We start from the raw sequence: 25,974 nt of genomic DNA, 5'->3' as shown, positions 1-25,974 counted from the left end.
CTGCCTCACGGCAACCCGCCGAGGAGGAGCGCCATGGACGTCCGCACCCCGCACCTGCACATCGACCGCCCCGCTGATCTCGTGACGGCGGCCCGCGCGCTGGCCGACGGCGCGATCGTGGCGACCGCCTTCGCGAACTTCTACGCGATCGTCGCCCGTCCGGACGCGGACACCGTGCGACGGGTGAACCTGGCGAAGGGGCGGCCGGCGGACCAGGTGGGCAGCGTGACCGCCGCCGGGCATCGCATCCCGGCGCTGTTCGACTGGTCGCGGATCTCGCCCCGCCTGCCCGAGCGGCGGGTACGCCAGTTGATGGACGCCCTCTACGCCACCGGCCCGTTCGGCTTCCGGGGCCCGGCGGCGGACGGGCTCCCGGAGCACCTCACCCAGCACGACCGGGGCATCCGTACCGCGCAGGTCATCGCGCCCGGGACGGTCTGCCCGTCGAACGCCTTCCTCGCCCGGGCGGCCGCGGAGGCGGGTGTGGACCATCTCGCCATCACCTCGGCGAACCGGTCCCGGCACCTGACCGGCGTGGCGGAGGAACCGGCGCACTGGAAGGCCGACGCCATCGCCGCCGAGTTCGCTCACCTGCCCGACCTGGTCGTGGTGGCGCACCGCGACGAGGCGTCGGCCCGTGCCGCGTACCCGGCCTACCTGCCGACCTCGGTGACCCTGCTGTCGTTCCACCTGCCAGAGGGGGAGTGGGAGGAGCCGCCGGTTCTCATCGTGGAACGGCACGGTTCGCTCCACGTCGACGAGGTCCGGCGAGCCGCGGCGCCGCTCGGGCTTCAGGTGCGCCTCGCCCCGGGCGCCCGGCAGCGGCTACGGATCCGGGAGTACGCCGGGGCACTGGTGTGACCGCCCGGCGCGAACGGGTGAGGGTGGAATCCGGAGCCGGGGCGCTGTCGGTCGGTCAGTGCGGTGGCGCGGGTGCCTCCGGCGGTCGGCCCCAGCTGCGGTAGGCGTCGGCGACGGCGACGCCGGCCAGCACCAGCATGGCGAGGAGCCCGGTGAACATCGGGCGGACGTACAGGGTGGCCGGTGCGATGGTGAGCAGGGCCAGCAGACCGCCGAAACGGGAGGGCGACACGCGGCTGAACACCTCGTACTCGAACGCGGCGCGCCCGGCCAGGAACAGCGCCGGCCCCCCCAGGATGACCGCCATCCACGCCGGTGGGGTGTGCGGCTTCACGCCGTGCAGCAGCAGGTCGAAGCCGGAGGCGGTGGTCACCACTCCCGCGACCATCAGCAGATGGGTGTACGGGGCGGTGTTCAGGAACGTGCTGGGTGTCCGGGACGCGGCGATGGCGACGGGTAGCAGCTCCCCGGACTTGTGCACGTAGATCCGCCAGAGCAGCAGGGTGGTGCTGAAGGCCAGCGCGAACGAGGCGATCTTCTCCGCCTCCAGGTCGGTCATGCTGAAGACGGTGCCGATGGTCAGGATGCAGTCGCCGAGAGCGATGATGAAGAACTGCTGGTAACGCTCGGCGAGGTGTTCGGCGTAGACGTTGCGCTGCGCGGTGGGTACCACCCCGAGGCCCGGCACCGGGTAGGCGAGTCGGAAGCCGCTGTAGTCGATGGCCAGGGCCACGGCCCAGCAGAGCAGCCGCGCGTCGTCGTGGACGAACCCGCCGACGATCCAGGGCGCCGACGACACGGCGAACCAGATGAAGATCCGCATCGCCCGTCGGCGCGTCTGCGACTCGTGACGCACCAGCGGCATCAGGAAGAGCCCTCGGCCGAGGTGGATCGCGACGTACGTGCCGGCGAAGAGCAGTCCGCGCCCCTCGAACGCCTCGGGGATGGCGGTGGTCATCAGCAGGGCGCCGAACATCACCGCGACGACCAGCATCTTGATCTGCGGGCGTTCGGGGTCGTACATGTCGGTGACCAGGGTGGTGATGGCCCAGGTCCACCAGATGGCGGCGAGCATGATCAGCCCTTGGCCCGCCGTGTGCCAGTCCAGCCCGATCACCACGTTGTGGCTGATGAGGGCGAGCGCGACCACGAAGACGAGGTCGAAGAAGAGCTCGAGCAGGGTCACCCGGCGCGGGGCGTCCGGGTCACGTACCGGCGCGCGGTGCGGCACGGGCTGCTCCTGGCTACCAGGTCGGCTCGGCTGGTGGTGGTCTCCTCCAGGTCCGACCGTAACGACGCCGGCAGTGGGCCGTGCCTGTTCTGCCCATTTTCCCGGCCGCCCTGATCGGCTCCGTGCCGCCGACGGCGGCACGGAGCCGGGAGGGTCAGGCCGGGTCGCTGCCGCCCGTCGACAGTGCGGACGTGACCTCGTCCGAGGCGCCGGCGAGCACCTTCGCCTGCTGCGGCCAGGTGGCCAGGCCGGGTGCGGCCCGCAGGCCGGCGCCCCGGATGACCTCACGCAGGCCCGCCTCGTCCAGCTCGGCGAGCTGGCGGTAGGTCCGGACCCCGGCCGCCTGCAGCGCCGCGGCCATCTTCGGGCCGACGCCCTGGATCCGGCGGAAGTCGTCCACCTCGACCGCCGCCGCCGCGACGGGGCGCACCGGCGGGGTGGCGACCGCGGGCCGCGGTGTCGGCGTGGCGACCGCGACCGGCTCCTCGGCGGCGACCGGCTCGTCGGCCGTGGCCGGCTCGTCGCGCGCAGTCGCCTTCTCGTTGGCGACCGGCGAGTCGGCGGCGACCGGCGCGGCCGGCTCGGTCGGTTGGTCGGCCGGGACCGGCTCCACCGGCGCGACCGGCTTGTCCGCCGCGCCCGGCTCGGCCGACCCGTCGGCGTCGCCGGCCGGCTCGGTCCGTTCGGCGTCCGGCGCGGCCCGCGGCGCGACCACCGGGGCCGGGTCGGGGTCGTCGGTGAGCGCCATGTCCGCCGGGTCGACGTCGGTCGCCGTCGCCGGGACCGGCGCGGCGTCGGTGTCCGTCGGAGCCGGCCCGGTGACCGTGTCCACGGGCGGGTCGGCGACCGCGGTCGGTGCCGGATCGATGGTCGCCGGCGCCGGGTCGGCGTCGACGGTTGCGGCGGGCGCCGGAGCGGCCAGCACGGCGGTGCCGGCGGCCGCCTCACCGTCCACGCCGGACGGCCCGGTGGTACGCGCGGCCCGCAGACCACGCAGCAGCCAGCCGGCCGCCAGACCCAGGACCACGGCCAATATCACTATCAGCGAGTGCCCGAAGGACCACGCCACGGTAGACCTCCCTCTCACCTCGTCGGAAAAGTCGCGACAAAAACTCGCCGCAGCTTTGCATACGCACGACTGGTGCGACAGAGAGGACCGTCGGTGTGGGATGGGCGGTACCGGGGGTGTGCGTGGCGCGACACACCGTGGTCGGGAAGGGCGACGACGACGGCCCCGGCGCGCTCGGGCGCCGGGGCCGGACGGGTGTCAGTCCTCCTCGCCCCGGTAGGTGTAGAAGTCGTCGACGAACTTGCGCCGCAGCGGGGGCACGCGGCTGGTGACGCCGAAGTAGCCGCGGGCGCCGAGCAGCGCGAGTCGGCCGACGACGGGTTTGTACATGCGGTCCTCGCCGTTGGTGCCGCTGCGGTTCAGCGAGTCGGCGACGCGGGCGAACCCGTACGGCACCATCGCCGTCTCGTAGTCGGCGACCGCCTGGAGCAGCGTCTTGTCGCCGGCCGCGGCGAGGCGCAGTTGCCGGCAGAGCAGCGCGGCGTCGCGCAGCGCGGTGTTCGCCCCGACTCCGCGCCCCGGGGTCATCGTGTGGATGGCGTCGCCGAGCAGGGTGACGGTGCTGCTCTTCCAGGGCGGCACGGGTTCGGAGGTGCTGACCCGGATGGGCAGTGCGCTGTCCGGGTCGCTGCGGGCGAACAGTTCGCGCAGGTGCGGGTGCCAGTTGCCGGTGAGGTCGAGGGCGACCTGCACCAGGTCCTCGCCGCGGCGCTGCATGACGTCGGGCGGGAACCGGCGAGCCGCGCTCCAGATGATGAGGTTGATGTTGTCGCGGGTCGGGTCCTGGGCGAGACCGGGCCAGCCGGCCAGGATCGCGGCGTCGTCCTCGGCGACGTCGGGTTTCAGCCGGCCGTCGGCGTCCCACTTGAACTCCATGACGTGCAGGACGCCCATCATCCCGCCGACCCCGAAGATCAGCGAGATGCCCCGTTGGAGGCGTTCGGGCAGCAGCGCGCGGGTGTGCGCGGTGAGGGGGATACGGGTGGCGATGTTGATGGTGCCGGCGTCCCGGGTCACCGCGTGCGGCAGGTACTGTCGTCGCACGGCGGAGTGGGTGCCGTCCGCCGCGACCAACAGGTCACCGGTGGCGCTGCTGCCGTCGGCGAAGTGCGCGATGACGGTGCCGTCGTCGCGCTGGTCGTATCGGGTGAAGGTCTTTCCGAAATGCACCACGTCGTCCATTCCGGTGAGCAGGACGTGGCGCAGGGTCATCCGGGCGACGGACCGCTCGGTGTCGACCGGGTGGGTGTCGGGGCGCAGCTCGAACGACGCGGTCTGCCGCATCCGCTGGGTGATGACGTTGAACCAGCGGGGGGAGCGGGCGCAGGTGGCGAGGTAGGTGGCGAACAGGTGCGGCGGTAGGCACTCCCGCAGCGCCCGGCTGCCCGTCGGGCCGATGCCGACCCGGTAGCCGAGCAGCCCGTCGGTCGAGGTGCGGTACCGCTCGTAGACGGCGACGCTGATCCCGGCCTGGCGCAGCCCGTGCGCCAGGCAGAGACCGCCGGTGCCGGCGCCGATGATCAGGACGTGCGGTGGTCTGGCGGACATGGCGCTCAGCCCGCCGCCCGGGGCGCGGGCGCCGTGGCGGCGTCCCAGCGGTAGAAGCAGCCGGCGATCGCGTCGCGCGGCGAGCGCCAGGTCGGCAGGTACGGCGAGGTGTGCGCGGAGAGCCGCTCGTTGACCTGCTGGTAGAGCGGGTGGTTGCGCGCCGCGCCGAGGGCCTCCGGGTCGATCTCGGCGGTCTCCATCACGTGCACGAAGACGTCGTGCAGGCAGTACAGGGACCGGTGGGTGACCCCGGTCAGGCCGGGCAGTTCGGTCGCGTCGGACTCGGCGAAGATCTGCGCCACCCGACCCTCCGCGCCGGGGACGATCCTGCTGATGATCAGTAGACGGCTCATCGGACCCCTTCCGCCGGTGGCTCCCCTGCGGGGCCACGGGACTGCTGTGCCGCCCACCGTGCCGGCCGGACTGTCACCTCGCCGTCACGCGTTGCGCCGCGACGGTGACGGCGGTCGGGCTGGTCCGGCCGGGGCGCGACCGGGGTGTCCCGGCGCCCGGCGGGGTGTCGCGGCGGTCTCCCGGGTGGCCCGGCGGATCGGGGCGAGGGTCTCGTCGAGCAGCGCGCACATCGCGGGGGAGGGCTCCAGCCGCAGCTCGCGCAGGAGCAGGTCGCGGTAGACGTAGAAGGCGTGCACCGCCTCGAAGGCGTTGCCCTCGGCCAGGTGGATGCGCACCACCAGCCGGTGCGGGGTCTCGCGCAGCGGCTCGGCGGCCATCGCCTCCAGGGCGGCCTCCAGGGCCTCGCCGTGCCGGCCCGCCGTCAGGTGCTGCCCGGCCACCTGCTCCAGCATGTGCAGGCGTAGTTGCCGCAGTCGTTCCCGTTCCAGCAGCACCCAGTCGTCGTACCAGCCGGGGAGCAGGTCGTGCCGGCCGGCGGCGAGCGCGCCGGCGGTGGCGCGGGGGTCGGCGCCGTCGCGGACCCGGGCCGCCGTGCCGGTCAGCTCGTCGACGTCGAGCCACACCGTCGGGTCGAGCTGGACGGTGTCGGCGGTGACGACGAGGGGGCAGCAGGGGTCCTGCCGCAGCCGCCACAGGGCGGTACGCAGCGACGACAGCGCCCGCTCCTCCGACGCGTCCGGCCACAGCAGCCCGGCGAGCTGGCTGCGGGTGGCGCCGGGCCGCAACCCGATCAGCGCGATCACCCGTTGCAGGCCGCGGGGCACCACCACCGGTGCGGTGCCGTGGAGCAGCCGGAAACCGCCGAGCAGGTGTAGGGAGACGTCGACGTCGGGCGTCGACGTGAACGGATCAGCGGCCACGGCGGTACCCCCTGTGGAACGCTCGTCCCGACTGTCTGCTGTGTTGCCCCGGCGTTCGTGACGCGCGCCGCCGACGACGCGGCGCCGCGCCGGGGCCGCCGGGCTGGCCGGGCTGACCGCCACGAAGATTATCAATAACGGTCACTCTCGGTCAACGGATAGTCGACTTCCAGGATTGCGAGCGGGCAACCATGAAATGGGCTCTGAACTGCGGATAGTTGCCGATGTAATGATCTTCCGATCAGGCAATACATAGCCCGTACACAGCTTGCGTCAACGCAGCGTCACCACGGGCCGTCCCGCATGGACCGGTCGCGGTGACGCCCCCGTGACGGCGTTCCCCGCATCGTGGCCGCAGTCGTCCGGCTCGTCCGGCGCCGTCGTCGGGTGACGCCGGCCGCCGTGGGGGGAGGCCCGTCCATGGATCGATCGCTCATCATCGCGAAGGTGGTCCCGACCGCGGAGACGCAGGTCGCGGAGATCTTCGCGGAATCCGACGCCACGGAGCTGCCACACCTGGCCGGCGTACGCCACCGGTCGCTCTACCGGCTGCACGACCTGTACGTGCACCTGCTCGAGACCGAGCTGCCGGGGGACACCGCGGTCGAGGCGGTGCGCGGCCACCCGGAGTTCGCCCGGGTCAGCGCCCGACTCGCGCCGTACGTCACGCCGTACTCGCCGCAGTGGCGCGAGCCGCGCGACGCCCTGGCGCGCTGCTTCTACCGCTTCGACGCCCCGGCGTCGGTCGGGCGGCGGCCGTGACCGCCACCGCCCCGCGCGAGGAGCAGCTCTGGTCCCGCTGCGGGGGGTGCGCCACCCTGCTCTACCGCAAGCGACTGCGGCGCAACCTGGACGTCTGCCCGGAGTGCGGGGTGCACGCCCGGCTCGGTGCCCCGGACCGGGTGCGGCAGCTCGTGGACCCGGGAACGTTCCGGCCGCTGCCCCACCGGCCCGCCGACGTGGACCCCATCGACTTCGTCGACGTGGTGCCGTACCCGCACCGGCTCACCGCGGCCCGCGCCGGCACCGGGCTGCCCGAGGCCGTGCTCTGCGGCACCGCCACCCTCGGCGGCCACCCCGCGACGCTCGCCGTGATGGACTTCCGCTTCCTGGGCGGAAGCCTCGGCTGCGCGGTCGGCGAGCTGATCACCTGCGCGGCCGAGCGCGCGCTGGACGACCGCGTACCGCTGATCCTCGTCACCGCCTCCGGCGGCGCGCGGATGCAGGAGGGTGTGCTGTCGCTGATGCAGATGGCGACGGTCAGCCAGGCCGTCGCGGCGCTGCGCGAGGCGGGGCTGCTCACCGTCAGCGTGCTCACCGACCCCACGTACGGAGGGGTGGCCGCGTCCTTCGCCACCAACACCGACGTGGTGGTCGCCGAGAGCGGCGCACGGATGGGCTTCGCCGGCCCCCGGGTGATCCGACAGGTCACCGGGCGGGCACTGCCGGACGGCTTCCAGACCGCCGACTTCCTGCTGCGGCACGGCCAGGTCGACATGGTGGTGCCCCGTCGCGCGTTGCGGGGCCGGCTGGTGGCGCTGCTCGCCGCCGCGCGGGCCGCCCGCCCATCCGCCACGCGACCGCCGGCGCCCCGCCGCCCGGCGAAGGCGCCGACACCCGACCCGGCCCCGACGGCCCCCGCCGACGGAGACCCGTGGGCGACCGTACGCCTGGCGCGGCACCCCGGCCGACCGACCACCCTGGACTACCTGGAGTCCGCGTTCGACGGCTTCGTCGAGCTGCACGGCGACCGGCTCGGCGGCGACTGTCCCGCCGTCGTCGGCGGCGTCGCCCGCGTCGACGGTCACCCGGTCATGGTCATCGGTCACCAGAAGGGCCACACCACCGCCGAGCTGGTTGCCCGTAACTTCGGCATGGCCAGCCCCGCCGGACACCGCAAGGCCCTTCGGCTGATGCGTCTGGCCGCGCGGCTCGGCCTGCCGGTGGTGACACTGGTGGACACGCCGGGCGCCGATCCGGGCGTGGGCGCCGAGGAGCAGGGCCAGGCGGCGGCCATCGCCGAGAACATCCTCGCCCTCACCGTCCTGCCCACTCCGGTGATCGCGGTGGTCACCGGCGAGGGTGGCAGCGGCGGGGCGCTCGCCCTCGCCGTGGCGGACCGGGTGCTCATGCTGGAGCACGCCGTCTACTCGGTGATCAGCCCCGAGGGCTGCGCCGCGATCCTGTGGCCGGACCGGTCGGCGGCGCCGCAGGCGGCCCGGGCGCTGCGGTTGACCGCGCCGGACCTGCGTCGCCTCGGCGTCGTCGACGAGATCGTGCCGGAGCCCGAGGGCGCCGCGCACGTCGCCCCGGAGGCGACCGCGCGGGCGTTGCGCGACGTGGTGCGGGACAACCTGCTGCCGCTGCTCGACGTGCCGGCCGCGACGCTGGTGCGCCTGCGCCGGCAACGCTTCCGGCGCTTCGGCGCGGCCCGCGCCAGCCTCCGGGCGGGTGCCCGGTGACGCGCGGCCCGGCCCGGTCCGACGTGGCGCCGGTGCCCGCCGAACCGGCGACCGGCGGCCCGGACGGCACGGACGCGGTGCTCGCCGGGCTCCGCCGGCACGCCCAGCACCTGGTCGCCGAACTGGCCGGTCCGGTCCGCCGGGTGCGGCTGCGCAGCGGCGAGACCGTGCTGGAGGTGGAGTGGCACGGCAGCGTCGCGCTCCCCCCGGCGGCGCCGACCACGGTCGCCGAGGCGCCGGCCGTGGCCCGCCCGGCACCGCCACCGGCCGCCGACGAGCCGGACGCGGACCCGCACGCCACGGTCCGCGCGCCGATCGTCGGCACCTTCTACCGGGCGCCGGAGCCGGGCGCCGCCCCGTACGTCGCGGTCGGCGACCTGGTCCGACCCGGCCAGGTGGTCGGGATCGTCGAGGCGATGAAGCTGATGAACGAGGTGACCGCGGACCGGGGCGGGCGGGTCGCCGCCGTGCTGGCCGAGGACGGGCAGCCGGTGGAGTACGACCAGCCGCTGCTCGCGCTGGATCCGGCCTGAGGGCGGTGCGGGATGTTCGACAAGGTGCTGATCGCCAACCGGGGTGAGATCGCCCTGCGGGTGCTGCGCGCGTGCCGCGAACTCGGTATCCGTACGGCCGTGGTCTACTCCGCCGCGGACGCCGAGTCGGCCGCGGTGCGCCTCGCCGACCAGGCCGTTCGGATCGGGCCGGCGGCCAGCCGCCGCAGCTACCTCAACGCCGCCGCCATCGTGGAGGCGGCCCGCCAGGTCGGCGCCCAGGCGGTGCACCCCGGCTACGGGTTCCTGTCCGAGGACGCCGACTTCGCCGAGATCTGCGCCGAGAACGGCCTGACCTTCATCGGCCCGCCCCCGCAGGTGATGGCCGCGCTGGCCGACAAGTCCTCGGCCCGGGCCCTGATGAGCCGCGCCGGCCTGCCGCTGCCGGCGGGCAGCGTCCAGCCGGTGGTCACCGTGGACGCGGCCGTCGAGGTGGCCGCCGGGATCGGTTACCCCGTGATCGTCAAGGCGGCGGCCGGGGGCGGCGGGCGCGGCATGACCGTCGTGTGGTCACCGGCCGACCTGCCCCGGGCGTACGCGAAGACCCGTGCCGCCGCGCTGGCCGCCTTCGGCGACGACCGGGTGTACGTCGAGCGGTACCTGACCGACGCCCGACACGTCGAGGTGCAGGTGCTCTGCGACGCGCACGGCAACGGGGTGCACCTGGGCACCCGGGACTGCTCGGTGCAGCGGCGCCACCAGAAGCTGGTGGAGGAGGCACCCGCGCCGGCGCTGTCCGCCGCCACCCTGGACACCATCGCCGAGACCGCGCTGCGCGGCGCCCTGGCGGTCGGGTTCACCGGCGCGGGCACCCTGGAGTTCCTGGTCGACGCCGAGGAACGGTTCCACTTCCTGGAGATCAACTGCCGGATCCAGGTGGAGCACCCGGTCACCGAGATGATCACCGGGATAGACCTGGTGCACGAGCAGCTGCACATCGCCGCCGGGGTGCCGCTGCGCTGGAGCCAGGACGAGATCCGCCCCCGTGGGGTGGCGGTGGAGTGCCGGGTCAACGTGGAGGACCCGGACCGCGGCTTCGCGCCCACACCCGGCCGGTTGGAGCGGTTCGTGCCGCCCGGCGGCCCGTTCACCCGGGTGGACACCCACGGCCGGCCCGGCTACGTGGTCGGCCCGCACTACGACTCGCTGCTCGCCAAGGTGGTCGTCTGGGCACCGGACCGCGAGCTGGCGCTCAACCGGCTCGAACGCGCCCTCGACGAGTTCGAGATCGGCGGGCCGGGAGTGCGGACGACGATCCCGTTCGTCCGGCGCGTCCTCGACGACGCCGCGTTCCGCAAGGGTCGCTACACCACCGGCCTGGTCGACCGGCTGCTCGCCGTCGACCCGCCACCCGACCCGGCCGCACCGGAGCAGCCCGCACCGCCCGCCCCGCCGGAGCAGGCCGCACCCGCCGGGGACGCCCCGACGTCCACCGCACCTCGACCACCGGCCGCGCCGGTGACCGCCACCCGTCCGCCGGCCCCGGCCGGATCGTCCGCATGACCCAGGAGGACCCGATGACCGTCACCCGAGGCCACCCGCTGACCACCGAGATCACCGACATCCTGGTGGCCCACTGCGGACTCGACGCCGAGGCCGCCGCCAACGCCCCGGCCGCCTCCCTGGAGGAGCTCGGCCTGGACTCGCTCGCGCTGCTCGAACTCTCCGCCGTCGTCGCCGACCGCTACCGGGTGCAGATACCCGAGCAGGCCGCGCAGCTCAGCATCCCGGCCGTCGCCGACCTCGTCGCCCGCGGCTCCGAGCAGCCGGGGCACACCGAGAACAGCATCGTCATCGACGCTCCGCTGCCGCTGGTCTGGGACATCACCAACGACGTGGCGAACTGGACGGAGCTGTTCACCGAGTACGCCGTGGTGGAGATCCTGCACCGCGAGGGTGACACGGTGCGGTTCCGGCTCACCATGTACCCGGACGAGAACGGGGTCTCGTGGAGCTGGGTCAGCGAGCGCACCGCCGACCCGGCGACCCGGCAGGTGCACGCCCGACGGGTGGAGACCGGGCCGTTCGAGTACATGCGGATCCACTGGTGGTACGCCGCCGAGCCGGAGGGCACCCGGATGACCTGGGTGCAGGACTTCGCGATGAAGCCGACCGCCCCGGTGGACAACGCCGCCATGACCGACCGGATCAACGCCAACAGCGCCGTGCAGCTCGCCGTCATCAAGGAGCGGATCGAGCGGCGGGTGCGTACCGGCGAGATCGCGGTCGTGGGTGGAGCGGGGGTCGGCGATGAATGAGCGCACCCTGGGCCTCGTCGCCGCGCGGGACGTGCCGGCGGACCGCCGCCGTGGCGGGGAGCTGCGGGTGCTGCTCGGCCCGCGTACCGTCGGCGCCACCTCCGGCTTCCTCGGCGTGGCCGCCCTCCAGCCGGGGGAACGCATCGCCGAGCACTACCACCCCTACAGCGAGGAGTTCCTCTACGTCGCGCGGGGCGCCATCACGGTGGACCTGGACGACGAACCGGTGCCGCTGGACGCGGGCGAGGCACTGTTCGTGCCGCTCAACGTCCGCCACCGACTGCGCAACACCGGCGACGAGCCGGCCGAGGTCGTCTTCCACCTGGGGCCCCTCGCGCCCCGACCGGAACTCGGTCACGTCGACACGGAGCTGGTCGAACAGCGAGGCACGTCATGAGTGGGCGCCGCACGGTGGTGACCGGGATCGGCGTGGTCGCCCCGGGCGGCGTCACCCGGGACCGGTTCTGGAAGTCGATCACCGAGGGTCGGACGGCCACCCGGCGGATCACCTTCTTCGACCCGTCGCCGTTCCGGTCCCGGATCGCCGCCGAGTGCGACTTCGACCCGGTCGCCGCCGGTCTCACCGAGGTCGACCGACGCCGCTCCGACCGGTACGTGCAGTTCGCCCTGGCCTGCGCCGACGAGGCGGTCGCCGACGCCGGCCTGGCGCTCACCGACGCCGAGCGGGAGCGGGCCGGGGTGGTGCTCGGCACCGCGGTGGGCGGCACCATGGCGTTGGAGCAGCAGTACGTCGAGGTCAGCGACTCCGGCCGGCGCTGGCTGGTCGACCCGGCCCGCGGCGGCCCGTACCTCTACCAGGCCCTCGTGCCGAGCAGCCTCGCCGCGGACGTCGCCTGCCGGCACGGGCTGCACGGCCCGGCCCAGGTGGTCTCCACCGGCTGCACCTCCGGCATCGACGCCATCGGCTACGCCCACCAGCTCATCGCCGACGGCGAGGTCGACGTCGTCCTCGCCGGGGCCGCCGACTCGCCGATCTCGCCGGTCACCGTCGCGTCCTTCGACGCGATCAAGGCGACCAGCCCGGACAACGACGACCCCGCGCACGCCTCCCGACCCTTCGACGCCGACCGGCACGGTTTCGTGCTCGCCGAGGGCGCGGCGGTGCTGGTGCTGGAGGAGGCCGGGCACGCCCGCCGGCGGGGCGCGCACGTCTACTGCGAGGTCGCCGGGTACGCCAACCACAGCAACGGCTACCACATGACCGGGCTGCGGCCGGACGGGGTGGAGATGGCGCTGGCCATCAGCGCGGCGCTGCGGCAGGCCCGGATCGCGCCGGAGGACGTGTCGTACATCAGCGCCCACGGCTCCGGCACGCGGCAGAACGACCGGCACGAGACCGCCGCGTTCAAGCGCGCGCTGGGCGACGCCGCGTACCGGGTGCCGGTCAGCTCCATCAAGTCGATGGTGGGCCACTCGCTGGGCGCGATCGGCTCGATCGAGATGGCGGCCTGTGCGCTGGCGATCGAGTTCGGGGTGGTGCCGCCGACGGCCAACTGGACCACCCGCGACCCGGAGTGCGACCTGGACTACGTGCCGAACGAGGCGCGGGAGCTGCCGGTCGACACGGCCCTGTCGGTGGGCAGCGGCTTCGGCGGCTTCCAGTCCGCGATGATCTTCCGTCGGCTGTCCGGGGCGGTCGCCGCGTGACCGCGCGGGCGGTGGTCACCGGCATCGGGGTGGTCGCGCCGAGCGGCGTCGGCGCCGACGCGCACTGGCGTACGGTGCTGACCGGCACCCGCCGCACCGGCCCGATCACCCTGTTCGACCCGGCCGGCTACCCGACCCGCCTCGCCGGCGAGGTGCCCGGCTTCGACTCCGGCGGTTGGGCGGAGAGCCGCCAGCTCGTGCAGACCGACCGGTGGACCCACCTGGGGTTCGCGGCCACCCGGCTGGCGCTGGCCGACGCCGGGCTGCCGGAGAAGGCCACCGACCCGTACGGGTACGCGGTCACCCTCGCCAGCTCCTCGGGCGGCAACCTGTTTGGCCAGCGGGAACTGCAGCGGCTGTGGGGCGGCCCGTCGCGCACGGTCGGGGCGTACCAGTCGATCGCCTGGTTCTACGCCGCCAGCGTCGGGCAGCTCAGCATCCACCACCAGCTGAAGGGCCCGTGCGGGGTGCTGGTCAGCGAGGCGGCCGGCGGCCTGGACAGCCTCGCGCACGCCGTCCGGTCGGTGCGCCGGGGCACCCCCGTGGTGATCGCCGGCGGCACCGAGTGCCCGCTGAGCCCGTACGCCCTGGCCTGCCAGCTGCGTTCCGGTCTGCTCAGCGACGTGGCCGACCCGGAGCGGGCCTACCGCCCGTTCGACGCCGGCGCCAGCGGCTACCTGCCGGCCGAGGGCGGCGCGGTCTTCGTGGTGGAGGAGCTGGGGCACGCGCTGGCGCGGGGCGCCCGGGTCTACGGCGAGCTGACCGGCTGGGCGGCCACCCACGACGCCGCGCACACCGGCCCGGACAGCGCGGGCGACCCCACGCAGTACGCCCGGGCGATGCGGCTGGCCCTGGAGCGGGCCGGCGTCGGGCCGGAGGCGGTGGACCTGGTGCTGCCCGACGCGCTGGGCGTGGCCCGCTACGACCGGAGCGAGGCGACGGCGCTGCGGACGGTGTTCGGCGACCGGCCGCCACCGGTGAGCACCGCGAAGCCGCTGACCGGGCGCGCCCACCAGGGCGGCTCCGCCCTGGACGTGGCGACGGCGCTGCTCGCCTTCCGCCACGACACCCTGCCCGCCTCGGCGGGACCGGACGAGGTGGCCGACGGCTGCGAGCTGGACTTCCTGCGCGAGCACCGGCGGCCGCGCAGCCGGGTGGCGCTGGTCTGCGCGCGGGGCTTCGACGGGTTCAACAGCGCACTGGTGCTGCGCGGGGCGGCACCGTCGAGGGAGGACGACGATGACTGACGGACAGCGGGCGCGCGTGGTGTTCCTGGTGCGGGTGCCCACCGAGCGTACGGCGGCGTTCCTGGCCGCGTACGAGGCGATTCGGCACCTGGTCGCCGGTGGGGTGCCGGGCCATCTGGTGGACCAGGTGTGCCGGTCCTCCGCCGACCCGGAGCAGTGGCTCATCACCAGCGAGTGGGCGACCCTCGCGGACTTCGAGGCGTGGGAACGCAGCGCGGAGCACCGGGACCTGGTCCGGCCCATGCGGGAGTGCTTCACCGACGCCCGCTCGCTGCGCTTCCACATCCACGCGCAGACCCCGACGCCGGTCTGACCCCGCTCAGCCCAGGGTCACCTCGGCGAGGTAGACGCTGGTGCGTCCCTCGTGGCTGGAGTAGTAGCTGACCCACAGCACGTCGTCGTGCCACACCAGCCCCGGGTAGCTGGTGTCACCGCCGGAGGGCAGGGCGACCAGCTCGGTCAACTCGCCCCGCTCGGCGTCGAGCGCGCAGACCGCCGTGCGGACCCGGCCGTCGTGCAGCCGTACGCCGGCCAGCAGCCGACCGTCCGGCAGCCGCAGCAGCGCCGGGCCGCCCACCTGGACGCCCAGGTCGGTCCACTGCCAGTCCCGGTACGGGGGGCGGGCCCGGCCGAGCTGCGCGGTGGCCGTGTCCCGGTCACGACGCAGCAGGCACAGCGCGGTCCCGTCCGGCTCGAAGACCAGGCCCGACTCGTTCGGGTAACCGCCGCTGAACAGGGTCTCCACCACCGGGTGCAGGTCCAGCCCGTCGCCGCTGCGGTAGAGCCGCAGGAAGCGCGGTTCCCGGGTGGCGTAGCCCAGCCCGTACATCGCGCCGTCGCGCCAACCGGCCCGCCACACCCAGACGTGCGGCTCGCCGACCGGGGTCGGGTCGCCCCAGCGGTGGCCGTCGCGGGAGAGCCAGGTGACCGTCCGGAACTCCTTCGTGGTCTCGCCGGTCGCGGCGGCCGCGAACAGTTGCAGGCGACCGTCCGGACGGGACACGAAGTGCGGGTCCCGCAGGTCGCTGGCCGCGCGGCGCAGCTCCGCCGCGGAGCTCCACGAGCGCCCGTCGACGGAGGTGAGTACCCGGACCACGCCGTCGCCGGAGACGTGCGTGGTGCCCTCGCGGAACGCGCAGAACCAGCGCTCACCGTGCCGCACCAGGTCGGTGAACGCGCTGTGCGGTGCCGTGTCGCCGATCCGGCGCACCGCCGTCACGTGGGCCGGGCTGGTGCGACTGCTCGGTGACGGCGTCATGCGGGGCGGCCTCCTGCGGCGTCCGGTCCGGCCGACCACGCTAGGGCCTCCGGCGTACGCCCGGGCAGCCCGGCGGCGAACGGCCGGCGAACAACCGGGGTGGTCGGGACGTGGACAGCGGCCGGCGTCGGCCCCGCCGGAAACGGCCACGCCGGCGCCGTGGGCGCCGGGTAGGGTCGGGCGGCGGAAGAGGTGGTGGCGGTGGCGTACCAGGTGGCGGTCTGCGGTCCGGCGGCCGCGACGGAGGCGGAGGTCGCGGACGCCCGCCGGGTCGGTGAGCTGCTCGCCGAGCGCGGCGCGACCGTCCTCTGCGGAGGCGGTGGCGGCGTGATGGCCGCGGTCGCCGCCGGCGCCCGCTCCCGCGGCGGCCTGGTCATCGGCGTACGCCCCGACGACGGCACCGCCCCCGGACCGGTGGCCGACGTGTCCGCGACCATCCGCAGCAACCTCGGTCAGGCCCGCAACGCGGTGCTGGTGTGGAGCGCCGACGCGGTGATCGCCGTCGGCGGTTCCTGGGGCACGCTCAGCGAGGTGGCGCTCGCGATGCGACACGGCGGCATCCCGGTGGTGCTGCTGGGCGGGTGGCGGATCGTCGACGCCGCGGGCGACCCGGTCGGCGGCCCGGAGGCCGTGGGCACCCCCGAGGAGGCGGTCCGGGTGGCGCTGTCGGACTGACGCCGGCCGGCGACCGCTCGCTGAGCCGGTCGCTCACCGCGCCGTCTGCGCCCGGTGCGCGGCGGCGAGCCGCTTCGGCGCCCGGTCGTACCAGGCCTCGACCACCAGCTCGGTCAGCTCGGGCAGCGCGATCCGGTCCAGCCGCACCAGCACCGCCGGGTAGCCGTCGAAGTGGGGCGTGGTGAAGTAGACGGCCGGGTCGTCGGCGAGCAGGGCCTCCTTCGCGCCGAGGTCGGGCACCCGGGCGCCGAGGATCGGCCCGTCCGGGGCGGCGTCACCGAGCGCGGCCAGCTCGGCCCTGCGCAACGGTCGCTCCCAGACGAACGGCTTGTCACGCACCCGCCAGGCCGGCAGGCCGTCGTACGACCCGCGCTCGGTCGTCTCCGGCAGGCTCGCGACGATCCGACGGACATCCTCCCAGCTGGCCACCCTCCGAGGGTACGGCCCGACGGGTTCAGCGGGAGGCCTGCCACTCGGCCAGCACCTCGTCGAGGGCGTGCCGGGCGCCGGCGGCCTTGACCCGGTCCGGGTTGTCCAGGGTGATCAGCGCCTTCCACAGTGCCCAGCCGCGGCCGCGCGCCCAGGTCGCCTCGTCGACCGCCAGCGTCTCCCGGAACGCCGCGCGGCTCGCCCCGTGCAGCAGCGTCCACGCGATGACCACGTCGCACGCCGGGTCGCCGACGCCGCAGCAGCCGAAGTCGATGACGGCGGCCAGCCGGCCGTCGCGCACCAGCAGGTTGCCGACCGCCACGTCACCGTGGAACCAGACCGGCGGGCCGGCCCAGGTGGCGTCCAGGGCGGCCGTCCAGATCTCGGTCGCCTCGTCGGCCGGGACCCGGTCACCGAGCCGGTCGAGGGCACGCCGGGTGTCCACGTCGTACGTGGCCAGGGGCGCGCCGCGCCAGGCGCTGTGCGCGCCCGCGGCCGGTCCGCCGGTCGGATCGACGGCCTGGAGCGCGGCGAGGAAGTGGGCGAGGTCGACCGCGAAGGCGGTCAGGTCGGCGATCCGGTCCGGGTGTGCGACCTTTCCGTCGATCCAGCGGTGGACCGACCACGGGAACGGGTAGCCCTCGTCGGGCGCACCCTCGGCGAGGGGGGTGGGCACCGGCAGCGGTAGGTGCGGCGCCAGCAGCGGCAGCCACCGCTGCTCCTTGGCCACCTGCGGCGCGTACCCCTCGGCGCTGGGCAGGCGCACGGTCATCGCGTCGCCGAGGCGGAAGGTGCGGTTGTCCCAGCCGCCGTCCGTGACGGGCCGTACCGGCAGGTGGGCCCAGCGCGGGAACTGGGCCGCGACGAGCCGGCGCACCAGCGCGGTGTCGATCCGGTCGGCGATCGCGATCTCGTCTCCCACGCGCCCGAGCCTGCCCCGGGTCGCACCGCGCGGGCAATCGGTTTACCGCCGTCAGGGCGATTGACGGCCCGCTCGGGGCGGCGGCAGACTTCCTGGCTCCGAGCCTGCCCAGGAGGTGCCGCGTGGTGGCCGAGCCGATCGTGACCGACCTGCCGGCCGGTGCGCCGCCGGTGTGCCTGGCCGACTTCGCCGAGCGGGCCCGCGCGGTCCTCCCGGAGCAGGTGTGGGACTACGTCGCCGGGGGCAGCGGCGGCGAGGTCACGCTCACCGCCAACCGGCGCGCCCTCGACCGGGTGGGGGTGCTGCCGCGTGTACTGCGGGGCGTGGAGGTGCCGGACCTCACCACCCCACTGCTGGGCCGCCGGTACGCGATGCCGGTGGGGGTGGCCCCGATCGCGTACCAGCGGCTCGTGCATCCCGACGGGGAGCTGGCGTTGGCGGCGGCGGCCGGCGCGGCCGGCGTCCCGTACGTGGCCAGCACGTTGGGCAGCGTGCCGATCGAGGAGGTGGCGGCGAGCGGGGCGGAGGTCTGGTTCCAGCTCTACTGGCTGCGGGACCGGGAGCTGGTGCGGGACCTGCTCGCCCGGGTGCGGGGCGCGGGTTGCCGGGCGTTGGTGGTCACCGTGGACGTGCCGGTGCTGGGCCGGCGCTTCCGGGACCTGCGCAACGCGTTCCGGCTGCCGCCCGGGGTGACCGCCGCGAACCTGCCCAACGGCCGGCACGACCTGGCCCACGGCGGCACCCCGGGCGTGTCGCCGGTCCCGGCGCGTTCCGGCGCGGACTTCGCCCCGGCGCTGCGCTGGGCGGACCTGGCCTGGCTGCGCGAGCACATCGACCTGCCGCTGGTGGTGAAGGGTGTGCTCGATCCCCGGGACGCGCGGGACGCGGTGCGGGCCGGCGCGGACGCGGTGGTGGTCTCCAACCACGGCGGCCGGCAGTTCGACGGGGCGCCGGCCAGCGTCACCATGCTTCCGGAGGTGGTGGAGGCCGTCGGCGACCGGTGTGAGGTGTTCCTGGACAGCGGGGTCCGCAGCGGCACCGACGTGCTGCGGGCGCTGGCGCTCGGCGCCACCGGCGTGCTGGTCGGTCGACCGCTGATCTGGGCCCTCGCCGTGGGCGGCCGGCCCGGGGCCGAGACCGCGCTGGACCTGCTCGCCGGGGAGTTGCGCGACGCGCTGGCGCTGGCCGGGTGCGCCGACGCGGCCGCCGCCCGGGAGCTGCGGACCGTCCCGGTGGGCTGACGACCGTCGCCGGCTCCGGGTTGACACATCGCGTTCACCGCGTGGCAAAGCGCGACCGCCGCCGTTCCGGTGTCCTGGATGGACGGTCATAATGGGCCCCATGGTTGCCTGGGAGTACGCCTTGCTCGTCCGCCGCTATCAGGGACAGGGCCGCAATTTCCACGTCTCGTTCGTCTGGTACGGGCCCGACGGGTCCCGCACGGACATCACGGCGTACGGGGACACCGCCGTCGCCCACCTCAACCGGGTGGGCCGGGACGGGTGGGAGCTGGTGTCGGCGGCGGAGGACGTGAACAACGTGCAGGGCAGCACCGAGGTGCACCGCTACCACCTGAAGCGCCCCCTGGCCCGCCCCTGACCCGCCCTGACCCCGGTGATCAAGAGGTTCGCGTCACGGAATCGCCGGATGGTGACGCGAACCTCTTGATCAACAAGGGTGGGTCAGGTGAGGTCGACCATCGGGTAGAGCGGGAAGCCGGTCAGCAGCTCGGCGGCCTGGCGGGAAACCTTGTCGGCGACGGCCGGGTCGAGCACGTACTTGGCCTTGGACGGGGTGCCGTCAGCGTTGGCGCCGGGGCCGGTCTGGCTCAGCACGGTGTGGATCAGCTCGGCGGTCTGGTCCATCTCGGCGGTGCCCAGGCCACGGGTGGTGAGCGCGGGGGTGCCGATACGGATGCCGGAGGTGTACCAGGCGCCGTTCGGGTCCTGCGGCACCGAGTTGCGGTTGGTGACGATGCCAGAGTCGAGCAGCGCCTGCTCGGCCTGCCGGCCGGTCAGCCCGTACGACGTGACGTCGATGATCGCCAGGTGGTTGTCCGTGCCGCCGGTGACCAGGGTGGCTCCCCGGCGCAGCAGCCCTTCGGCGAGCGCCTGGGCGTTGGCGACGATCCGCTGGGCGTAGTCGGCGAAGTCCGGGCGGCGCGCCTCGGCCAGCGCCACCGCCTTCGCGGCCATCACGTGCGGCAGCGGGCCGCCGAGCACCATCGGGCAGCCGCGGTCGACCTGGTCGGCCAGCTCCGGCTGGCAGAGCACCATGCCGCCGCGCGGGCCGCGCAGGGACTTGTGGGTGGTGGTGGTGACGATGTGCGCGTGCGGCACCGGGTCGAAGTCGCCGGTGAACACCTTGCCGGCGACCAACCCGGCGAAGTGCGCCATGTCGACCATGAAGGTGGCGCCGACCGAGTCGGCGATCTCCCGCATGATCCGGAAGTTGACCTTCCGCGGGTACGCGGAGTAGCCCGCCACCAGGATCAGCGGCTTGAACTCCCGCGCCGCCTCGGCCACCTTGTCGTAGTCGATCAGGCCGGTGGCCGGGTCGGTGCCGTAGCTGCGCTGGTCGAACATCTTGCCGGAGATGTTGGGGCGGAAGCCGTGGGTGAGGTGGCCGCCGGCGTCCAGCGACATGCCGAGCATCCGCTGGTTGCCCAGCTCCCGGCGCAACGCGAACCAGTCCGCCTCGGTGAGGTCGTTGACCTGGCGGGCCTGCGCCTTCTTCAGCGCCGGCGCCTCCACCCGGTCGGCCAGGATCGCCCAGAACGCCACCAGGTTGGCGTCGATGCCGGAGTGCGGCTGCACGTACGCGTGCGGGGCACCGAACAGCTCCCGGGCGTGTTCGGCGGCGAGCGCCTCGACGGTGTCGACGTTCTGGCAGCCGGCGTAGAAGCGCCGGCCGACGGTGCCCTCGGCGTACTTGTCGCTGAACCAGTTGCCCATCGCCAGCAGGGTGGCGGGGGAGGCGTAGTTCTCGCTGGCGATCAGCTTGAGCGACTCGCGCTGGTCGGCGAGCTCCGTGCCGATGGCGTCGGCCACCCGGGGCTCGACGGCACGGATCACTTCGAGTGCGCTGCGGAAGGCGGTGGATTCGGCGTTCGGCGACGACATGCGAGACCTCCTACTGACGTACGGAAGGCCCAGGCGCTCGGCAGACGTCCTCATGACGGGGCCGCTCCCCGATGGTTCTCCATCCCCACGCGCCAGTCACGGCCCGCCGACGATCCTACCGGTAACCGACCTCGGGACCCGGGCCGACCTCGACGGCGCGGCCGGGACGGGGTTGGGCGGCCGGCCACGGGGCACACCGGTAGCGGGCGGGCCGCGGCACCGGTGCGGGTCGGGTCGGACGCCCGGACGGAAGGAGTCAGGACCATGAGCACACCGAGCAGCGAGCGGCCCCTCGCCGTGGTGACCGGGGCGTCCAGGGGCATCGGGTACGAGCTGGCCGTGCAGTTCGCCGAGCACGGCTTCGACCTGGTCGTCGCCGCCGAGGACGACGGGATCGAGGCGGCCGCGGACAAGCTGCGCCGCGACGGCGGCCCCCGCGTCCAGCCGGTCCGGGTGGACCTGACCCGGGCCGACGGGGTGGAGGAGTTGGCGGCGGCGGTGGCGGCCACCGGGCGGCCGGTCGACGCGCTGGCGCTGAACGCCGGGCGGGGCGCCGGCGGCGCCTTCGTCGGCGGCACCGACCTGGCCGACGAACTCGCCGTGGTCGACCTGAACGTACGCTCGACCGTGCACCTGGCGAAGCGGATCCTGCCCGGGATGGTGCGGCGGGGTAGCGGCCGGGTCCTGTTCACCTCGTCGATCGCCTCGACCATGCCGGGTCCGTTCCAGGCGGTCTACAACGGGTCGAAGTCGTTCGTCCAGTCCTTCGCCGAGGCGCTGCGCAACGAACTGAAGGACACCGGGGTCACGGTGACCTCGCTGCTGCCCGGTCCGACCGACACCGCGTTCTTCGACCGGGCGGAGATGACGGACACCCGCGTCGCCACCGGGCACAAGGACGACCCGCGTACGGTCGCCGAGCAGGGTTTCGCCGCGCTGATGAGGGGGGACCAGACGGTGACCGCCGGCTCGCTGCGCAACAAGGTGCAGACCGCCGTCGGCAAGATCGTGCCGGACCGGCTCAAGTCGGAGCAGCACCGCAGGATGGCCGAGCCCGGCTCGGCGGACTGACCGCGACGCCACACCGAGGGGCCGACGACGCGAGGGGCCCGGCGCGGTCGCCGGGCCCCTCGCGCGTGGGTGGCGCGGTCAGGCGGTCACCGCGTCCAGGGCCTTCTTGACGGCCTTCGCGTCGGTCGGCTTGCGCGGGGCGTCGGCACGCAGCGCGATCATCCGCTCACCGATCTCCTGGAGCTGCTTGCGGCCGAGAGCCTCCCGCACCTTCGGGAACCACTCCTGCTCCTCCTCCTCGACGTGGTGCAACACGTTCTCGATCAGCACCGTCGTCTTGGCGTTGAAGTGTTCGTCCTCGGCGTCCATCGCGAACAGCTCCGCGCAGAGCACGTCCGCCACGTGGTGCTCCTCGTACGACTCGAGGATCTCGTCCTCCAGGTCCGGCAGGAGCCGGCGGACCTCCGGGTACATCACCTCGTTCTCCAGGTAGGTGTGCACCGTCAGGGCCTCCACGATCTCGCCCACCAGCTTCTGCCGCTGGCTCGCCGGCCCCTCCTCGGCGTCCTGGAAGGCCTTGAACAGGCGGCGCATCTCCTTGTGGTCCTCTTTCAGCAGGACGATGGCATCGGTCGACACCGGCTGACCTCCTCGGTTGTGGCTCGGGGTGATCGTTCCCCTACCCCGCCGGTGAACAGGGGAAACAGCCGTCCCTCGAAAGAGGAGGGGCCCGGCGCCGACGCGCCGGGCCCCTGCGGGGTCGTGCCGGGTGCTACTTCACCACGTTGTAGGCGCTCACCATGCCCGCGCCGTAGAACCCGTTACGGGCGCCACCGGCACAGGTGGCGTCGTAGGCGTGCGGTCCGTCGGGGTGCAGCGGCGCCGGGTTGTAGACGCCCTCGGGGCAGGCCTGCGCCACCGCGGTGTTCTGCAGGAACGCGGACAGTTGGCCGGGGTTCATGCCCGGGTGGGCGGAGAGCGCCAGGGCCGCGACGCCGGTGGCGTGCGGGCTGGCCATCGAGGTGCCCTGCTTGTAGCCCCACCCGTTGGTGCGGGTGACGGTGTTGAAGGTCGTCGACAGGATCTGGTCGGCTGCCGTCCCGCTGACGCCCCGGGTGCGGAACCGGCTGTCGCCACCCGGAGCCGCCACCTCGACCACGCCCTGCCCGTACGACGAGTAGTAGCTCTTCTCCCCGGTCGGGCCCGCCGCCGAGACGGTCAGCACGCCCGGCGCCTCGGCCGGCAGGTCGAGGCAGGCGCTGTTGACCTCCCGTACCTCCGGGGTGCCGTTGTTGGGGCTGCCGGCGTCGACGGTCTTGTGCTGGAGGTCGACGTTGGAGTTGCCGGCGGAGGCCACGTTCAGCACTCCCTTGCTCGCCGAGTAGCGGATGGCCCGCTGCACGGCCTGCCACACCGGGCGCTGACGCGCGTCGTTGCGGCAGTTGAACTCCCACGGATCGATGTAGTAGCTGTTGTTGGTCAGCTGCATCCCGTGTTCCGCGGCCCAGACGAACCCGCAGACCGCCGCCTCCGGGAAGATGTAGCCGTCGTCGTTGACGACCTTCACGGCGGCCACCTTCACGCCGGGGGCGACGCCGGTGACGCCGAGGCCGTTGACGGCGGCGGCGATGGTGCCGGCGACGTGCGTGCCGTGGTCCGAGGTGGTGGGGTTCCAGGCCGCCTCGGTGGTGTCGACGACCCCGCCGACGCAGGACGCGCTCTTGTCCTTGGCGATCTGGCCGGCCAGGTCGGGGTGGCTGCTGGAGATGCCGCTGTCGAGCACGCCCACCAGCACGTCCGGGCTGCCCGCGTTGACGGCGTGCGCCTGCGGGACACCGATCATCGGCATGTCCCACTGCTGGGCGACAGCGGTTCGCCCGTCGGGTCCGCCGTGGCGGTCACGGCGTCGGCCGCCGCGACCTCGACGGTCTCGCCCTCGTCCAGGGCGCTGCCCAGGCCGGTCGTGGCGGCGACCGAGTCGACCCCGGCACCGGCGACGGCCGTGGCGAACGCCGGATCGGTCGAGCGGGCCACGAGGACGCCGATCTGGTCGTAACGGGCGACCACCGTGCCGTTGGCGGCCGCCACCCGGGCCGCCGCCCGGTCCGTCTTCGCACCCTGCGGGGCGAGGACGAGGAACGTGGTCTCCGCGCCGGCGGCGGAGGCCGCCGGCGCCGGCCCGCCGGTCACGGCGAGGCCGATGCCGAGCGTCAGCGCGGACGCCGCGGCGAGTGTCTTGCGATGGCTCACCTTCACACAGACTCCCAGGGCTGTTCTCCGCCGGGCGACGCACCGCGAGGGGCCCCGGCGGGAGGCGGACAGGGCGCCGCCTCCGCCCGGAACAGCGCGGCACGTCGATGCCGCGTTACACCCTGCGGCCGCGTCGGACAAAGGGTGTCAGACCGTGGCGATGGTGTGCGGGATCTCGGCGAGCAGCTCACGGGCCAGGAACCCGATCCGGCCGTACTGCGGGACCAGCCGCTGGCCGCTCACGGCGTGCGCGAACGCCGCCCAGCAGGCCGCCTGCGCCGGCCGTGCGCCGCGGGAGAGCAGCCCGGCGAGCAGGCCGCAGCGCACGTCGCCACTGCCCGACGTGCCGAGCCCGGCGTCGCCGCTCTCCTCCCGCCAGCTCCCGCCGTCGGGGTCGGCGACGTGCCCGAACAGCGAGACGACGGCGTCGTACCGGTCGGCCAGCTCGGCCGCCTCGGCGTCCAGGTCCTCGCCCACGTCCCGGCCGAGCAGGTGCCGAGCCTCGGTGAGGTTGGGGGTGAGCACCACCGGACGGCCCGCGCCGACCAGCAGGCCCGGCTCGTGGCTGAGCGCACCCAGCGCGTACGCGTCGAGCACCAGCGCCGTGTCCGACGGGGCCGCGTCGCACACCACGTGCAGCAGCCGCAGCGTCTCGTCGATGTCGTTGAGCCCCGGACCGACGGCCACCACGTCGGCCTCGGCGACGAGGTCGGAGAGCCGGTCACCGGAGCGGCCGGCGACCGCGCCGGCGCTGGTCTCGGGCAGCCCCACCACGAGCGCCTCGGGCACCTGGATGCTCAGCGCGGCGGCGGTGGACTCGGCGGTGGCCAGCTGGAGCACCCCGGCCCCGGCCCGCAGGGCGGCGACCCCGGCCAGCAGCACCGCGCCCGGCGTGAAGCGGGACCCGCCGACCACCAGCACGGTGCCCCGGGCGTCCTTGCCGCCCGACGGCACGGGCAGCGCCCAGTCGCGCAGCAGGGCGGGAGTGATCACCTTGGTGTCAGACCGGTTCGGCATGGACCTCGTCCTCCCGGGTCGGCCGGGCGCCCTGCCGGTGCAGGTGACCGATGTCGTTGAACACGTCGAGAGTGAGTCGTCCGGTGTCGTCGGCGGACCAGCCGGTGATCGAGCAGTTCGCGATCACGTGTTGCCGGGTGAGCGCCATCAGCTCCTCCTCGGTCAACCCCTCCACCAGGTAGCGGAGCATGAACACGAGCGCGTCGTGACCGAAGAGCAACACCCGTTCGCCCTCGTGGTCGCGGCGCAGGTCGCCGAGGAGCGCGCGCAACCGCAGCGCGACGTCGGTCCAGGCCTCACCGCCGGGCGGCCGGTAGTAGAACTTGCCGAGCCGGGTCCGCCGCGCCGCCTCGTCCGGGAAGCGCGCGCGTACCCCGTGCGCGGTCAGCCCGTCGAGGATGCCCAGCTCCCGGTCGCGCAGCCGCTCGTCCCGGCTGACCGGTACGCCGGTGCCGTCGAGGGCCAGCTCGGCGGTGCGGACCGCCCGCAGGTACGGCGAGACCACCGCGACGTCGGGACGCCGGTGCGGAGGCAGCCCGGCGAGCCACCGTCCGGTGGCGCGGGCCTGGTCCTCCCCGGTGGGGGAGAGCGGCACGTCGGCGTCCCGGTGGCTGAGGCCGATCAGCTCGGCGCCCGTGGACTCGGCGTGGGCCGCGGCCACGTTCGCCGTGCTCTCGCCGTGCCGGACGATCCAGAGGGCTGCCAGTTCCGCCATGCGCCAACCCCTACCCGGGCGCAGGGCGGGATAACCGCCGCCCGGGGCCGCCGGCCGCCGGCCGTCGGCCGCGGGTGGTGCGGGCGTGAAGCCGGCGAGGTCGGGTAAGCGCCGGGTCCACGAGCCGATCAGGGGGAGGTATGCCGTGGCCACCATGACCAAGGAACAGATGAGCCCGGTCAAGGACAAGAACTACGACCTCATCAAGACGCTGCAGATGTCGTTGGAACACGTCTACCGCATGCAGACGTACATCGACGACGCGGAGCAGCGCGGGGACAGCGAACTGGCCGACTGGTTCCGCAAGATTCAGGACAACAACCGCAAGGCGGGTGACCAGGGCAAGCAGATGCTGATGGCCCGCATGCAGCAGGAGAAGCGCTGACCGACGAGGTCATCGGCCGGG

At 74.2% G+C, this 25,974-nt stretch carries 29 protein-coding genes and 1 riboswitch; of the genes, 15 read left to right on the top strand and 14 right to left on the bottom strand.

Annotated features, from left to right (window positions below; genetic code table 11):
* Positions 1-33: 33 nt before the first annotated feature.
* Positions 34-861, top strand: a complete 828-nt coding sequence (locus GA0070620_RS06545; RefSeq protein ID WP_091589022.1) for a hypothetical protein — start codon at positions 34-36, stop codon at positions 859-861.
* A 55-nt stretch (positions 862-916) separates the two neighbouring features.
* On the opposite strand, the gene GA0070620_RS06540 is transcribed toward GA0070620_RS06545, so the two are convergent.
* The 5 genes from GA0070620_RS06540 to GA0070620_RS06520 form a co-directional block, all read right to left on the bottom strand.
* Positions 917-2,092: a low temperature requirement protein A gene (locus GA0070620_RS06540; protein WP_091589021.1), complete on the bottom strand. Its 1,176-nt coding sequence runs from the start codon at positions 2,090-2,092 to the stop codon at positions 917-919.
* Positions 2,093-2,246: 154 nt separating this feature from the next.
* On the bottom strand, positions 2,247-3,161 hold the full coding sequence (locus GA0070620_RS06535; protein ID WP_091589020.1) for a hypothetical protein: 915 nt from the start codon (positions 3,159-3,161) through the stop codon (positions 2,247-2,249).
* Positions 3,162-3,359: 198 nt separating this feature from the next.
* Positions 3,360-4,709, bottom strand: coding sequence for an FAD-dependent oxidoreductase (locus tag GA0070620_RS06530; protein ID WP_091589019.1), 1,350 nt, complete (start codon positions 4,707-4,709; stop codon positions 3,360-3,362).
* A gap of 5 nt (positions 4,710-4,714) precedes the next feature.
* Positions 4,715-5,062: a TcmI family type II polyketide cyclase gene (locus GA0070620_RS06525; RefSeq protein ID WP_091589018.1), complete on the bottom strand. Its 348-nt coding sequence runs from the start codon at positions 5,060-5,062 to the stop codon at positions 4,715-4,717.
* Positions 5,063-5,146: 84 nt separating this feature from the next.
* Entirely contained in the window at positions 5,147-5,983 is an 837-nt protein-coding gene (locus GA0070620_RS06520; RefSeq protein WP_091589017.1) for an AfsR/SARP family transcriptional regulator, read from the bottom strand.
* Positions 5,984-6,403: 420 nt separating this feature from the next.
* Between GA0070620_RS06520 and GA0070620_RS06515 the strand changes: the two genes are divergently transcribed.
* The 9 genes from GA0070620_RS06515 to GA0070620_RS06475 are packed head-to-tail and all read left to right on the top strand — an operon-like array spanning position 6,404 to position 14,482.
* On the top strand, positions 6,404-6,745 hold the full coding sequence (locus tag GA0070620_RS06515; RefSeq protein WP_091589016.1) for a TcmI family type II polyketide cyclase: 342 nt from the start codon (positions 6,404-6,406) through the stop codon (positions 6,743-6,745).
* Positions 6,742-8,445, top strand: coding sequence for an acetyl-CoA carboxylase carboxyltransferase subunit alpha (locus tag GA0070620_RS06510; protein ID WP_091589015.1), 1,704 nt, complete (start codon positions 6,742-6,744; stop codon positions 8,443-8,445). The genes GA0070620_RS06515 and GA0070620_RS06510 overlap by 4 nt, the downstream gene beginning before the upstream one ends.
* 23 nt (positions 8,446-8,468) lie before the next feature.
* Entirely contained in the window at positions 8,469-8,978 is a 510-nt protein-coding gene (gene accB, locus GA0070620_RS06505; RefSeq protein ID WP_377520563.1) for an acetyl-CoA carboxylase biotin carboxyl carrier protein, read from the top strand.
* A 12-nt stretch (positions 8,979-8,990) separates the two neighbouring features.
* Positions 8,991-10,499, top strand: coding sequence for an acetyl-CoA carboxylase biotin carboxylase subunit (locus GA0070620_RS06500; RefSeq protein WP_091589013.1), 1,509 nt, complete (start codon positions 8,991-8,993; stop codon positions 10,497-10,499).
* 14 nt (positions 10,500-10,513) lie between these two features.
* Entirely contained in the window at positions 10,514-11,254 is a 741-nt protein-coding gene (locus tag GA0070620_RS06495; protein ID WP_091598187.1) for an SRPBCC family protein, read from the top strand.
* Positions 11,247-11,651 carry a cupin domain-containing protein gene (locus tag GA0070620_RS06490; RefSeq protein ID WP_091589012.1) on the top strand — a complete coding sequence of 135 codons (405 nt, stop codon included), beginning with the start codon at positions 11,247-11,249 and terminating at the stop codon, positions 11,649-11,651. The genes GA0070620_RS06495 and GA0070620_RS06490 overlap by 8 nt, the downstream gene beginning before the upstream one ends.
* The gene (locus GA0070620_RS06485; RefSeq protein WP_091589011.1) at positions 11,648-12,922 is read left to right on the top strand and encodes a beta-ketoacyl-[acyl-carrier-protein] synthase family protein; all 1,275 of its coding nucleotides are present in this window, start codon (positions 11,648-11,650) and stop codon (positions 12,920-12,922) included. Before GA0070620_RS06490 ends, GA0070620_RS06485 begins: the two co-directional genes overlap by 4 nt.
* Complete coding sequence (locus tag GA0070620_RS06480; RefSeq protein WP_091589010.1) at positions 12,919-14,169, top strand: beta-ketoacyl synthase N-terminal-like domain-containing protein; 1,251 nt, start codon at positions 12,919-12,921, stop codon at positions 14,167-14,169. The genes GA0070620_RS06485 and GA0070620_RS06480 overlap by 4 nt, the downstream gene beginning before the upstream one ends.
* Entirely contained in the window at positions 14,162-14,482 is a 321-nt protein-coding gene (locus GA0070620_RS06475) for an antibiotic biosynthesis monooxygenase family protein (RefSeq protein ID WP_091589009.1), read from the top strand. The genes GA0070620_RS06480 and GA0070620_RS06475 overlap by 8 nt, the downstream gene beginning before the upstream one ends.
* Positions 14,483-14,488: 6 nt before the next feature.
* On the opposite strand, the gene GA0070620_RS06470 is transcribed toward GA0070620_RS06475, so the two are convergent.
* A complete protein-coding gene (locus GA0070620_RS06470) occupies positions 14,489-15,427 on the bottom strand; it encodes a hypothetical protein (RefSeq protein ID WP_091589008.1) in 939 nt (312 codons plus the stop codon).
* A 201-nt stretch (positions 15,428-15,628) separates the two neighbouring features.
* Between GA0070620_RS06470 and GA0070620_RS06460 the strand changes: the two genes are divergently transcribed.
* Positions 15,629-16,102, top strand: coding sequence for an SLOG cluster 4 domain-containing protein (locus tag GA0070620_RS06460; protein WP_091598183.1), 474 nt, complete (start codon positions 15,629-15,631; stop codon positions 16,100-16,102).
* Positions 16,103-16,135: 33 nt separating this feature from the next.
* Here the strand turns inward: GA0070620_RS06460 and GA0070620_RS06455 are convergent, their stop codons facing one another.
* Together GA0070620_RS06455 and GA0070620_RS06450 are read right to left on the bottom strand one after the other, a co-directional pair.
* Entirely contained in the window at positions 16,136-16,531 is a 396-nt protein-coding gene (locus GA0070620_RS06455) for an MmcQ/YjbR family DNA-binding protein (RefSeq protein WP_091589007.1), read from the bottom strand.
* A gap of 25 nt (positions 16,532-16,556) precedes the next feature.
* Positions 16,557-17,453 (bottom strand): aminoglycoside phosphotransferase family protein, encoded by an 897-nt coding sequence (locus GA0070620_RS06450; protein ID WP_231922260.1) that lies wholly within the window; start codon positions 17,451-17,453, stop codon positions 16,557-16,559.
* Positions 17,454-17,578: 125 nt separating this feature from the next.
* On the opposite strand from GA0070620_RS06450, the gene GA0070620_RS06445 reads away from it, so the two are divergent.
* Entirely contained in the window at positions 17,579-18,694 is a 1,116-nt protein-coding gene (locus GA0070620_RS06445) for an alpha-hydroxy acid oxidase (RefSeq protein ID WP_091598178.1), read from the top strand.
* A gap of 91 nt (positions 18,695-18,785) precedes the next feature.
* Positions 18,786-19,052: a hypothetical protein gene (locus GA0070620_RS06440; protein WP_091589006.1), complete on the top strand. Its 267-nt coding sequence runs from the start codon at positions 18,786-18,788 to the stop codon at positions 19,050-19,052.
* Positions 19,053-19,135: 83 nt separating this feature from the next.
* Here the strand turns inward: GA0070620_RS06440 and GA0070620_RS06435 are convergent, their stop codons facing one another.
* Positions 19,136-20,575: a glycine hydroxymethyltransferase gene (locus GA0070620_RS06435; protein ID WP_091589005.1), complete on the bottom strand. Its 1,440-nt coding sequence runs from the start codon at positions 20,573-20,575 to the stop codon at positions 19,136-19,138.
* Between the two features lie 20 nt (positions 20,576-20,595).
* Positions 20,596-20,685: riboswitch (ZMP/ZTP riboswitch) on the bottom strand.
* A gap of 154 nt (positions 20,686-20,839) precedes the next feature.
* On the opposite strand from GA0070620_RS06435, the gene GA0070620_RS06430 reads away from it, so the two are divergent.
* On the top strand, positions 20,840-21,646 hold the full coding sequence (locus GA0070620_RS06430) for an SDR family NAD(P)-dependent oxidoreductase (RefSeq protein ID WP_091589004.1): 807 nt from the start codon (positions 20,840-20,842) through the stop codon (positions 21,644-21,646).
* 78 nt (positions 21,647-21,724) lie between these two features.
* On the opposite strand, the gene GA0070620_RS06425 is transcribed toward GA0070620_RS06430, so the two are convergent.
* From GA0070620_RS06425 to GA0070620_RS06410, 5 genes are all read right to left on the bottom strand, one after another.
* Positions 21,725-22,225: a hemerythrin domain-containing protein gene (locus tag GA0070620_RS06425; protein WP_091589003.1), complete on the bottom strand. Its 501-nt coding sequence runs from the start codon at positions 22,223-22,225 to the stop codon at positions 21,725-21,727.
* 133 nt (positions 22,226-22,358) lie between these two features.
* Positions 22,359-23,435 (bottom strand): S8 family peptidase, encoded by a 1,077-nt coding sequence (locus GA0070620_RS06420; protein WP_231922259.1) that lies wholly within the window; start codon positions 23,433-23,435, stop codon positions 22,359-22,361.
* A complete protein-coding gene (locus GA0070620_RS33485; RefSeq protein WP_231922258.1) occupies positions 23,426-23,836 on the bottom strand; it encodes a hypothetical protein in 411 nt (136 codons plus the stop codon). Before GA0070620_RS33485 ends, GA0070620_RS06420 begins: the two co-directional genes overlap by 10 nt.
* Positions 23,837-23,983: 147 nt before the next feature.
* On the bottom strand, positions 23,984-24,853 hold the full coding sequence (locus GA0070620_RS06415; RefSeq protein WP_091589002.1) for an NAD(P)H-hydrate dehydratase: 870 nt from the start codon (positions 24,851-24,853) through the stop codon (positions 23,984-23,986).
* Entirely contained in the window at positions 24,837-25,568 is a 732-nt protein-coding gene (locus GA0070620_RS06410; RefSeq protein WP_091589001.1) for a histidine phosphatase family protein, read from the bottom strand. The genes GA0070620_RS06415 and GA0070620_RS06410 overlap by 17 nt, the downstream gene beginning before the upstream one ends.
* 154 nt (positions 25,569-25,722) lie before the next feature.
* On the opposite strand from GA0070620_RS06410, the gene GA0070620_RS06405 reads away from it, so the two are divergent.
* Positions 25,723-25,953 carry a hypothetical protein gene (locus GA0070620_RS06405; RefSeq protein WP_091598175.1) on the top strand — a complete coding sequence of 77 codons (231 nt, stop codon included), beginning with the start codon at positions 25,723-25,725 and terminating at the stop codon, positions 25,951-25,953.
* The last annotated feature ends 21 nt before the right edge of the window (positions 25,954-25,974 follow it).

The sequence above is a fragment of the Micromonospora krabiensis genome, from assembly GCF_900091425.1.
GTDB lineage: Bacteria > Actinomycetota > Actinomycetes > Mycobacteriales > Micromonosporaceae > Micromonospora > Micromonospora krabiensis.
The sequence above is the reverse complement of the archived record's forward strand: the minus strand, read 5'-3'. Positions and strand labels throughout refer to the sequence as shown.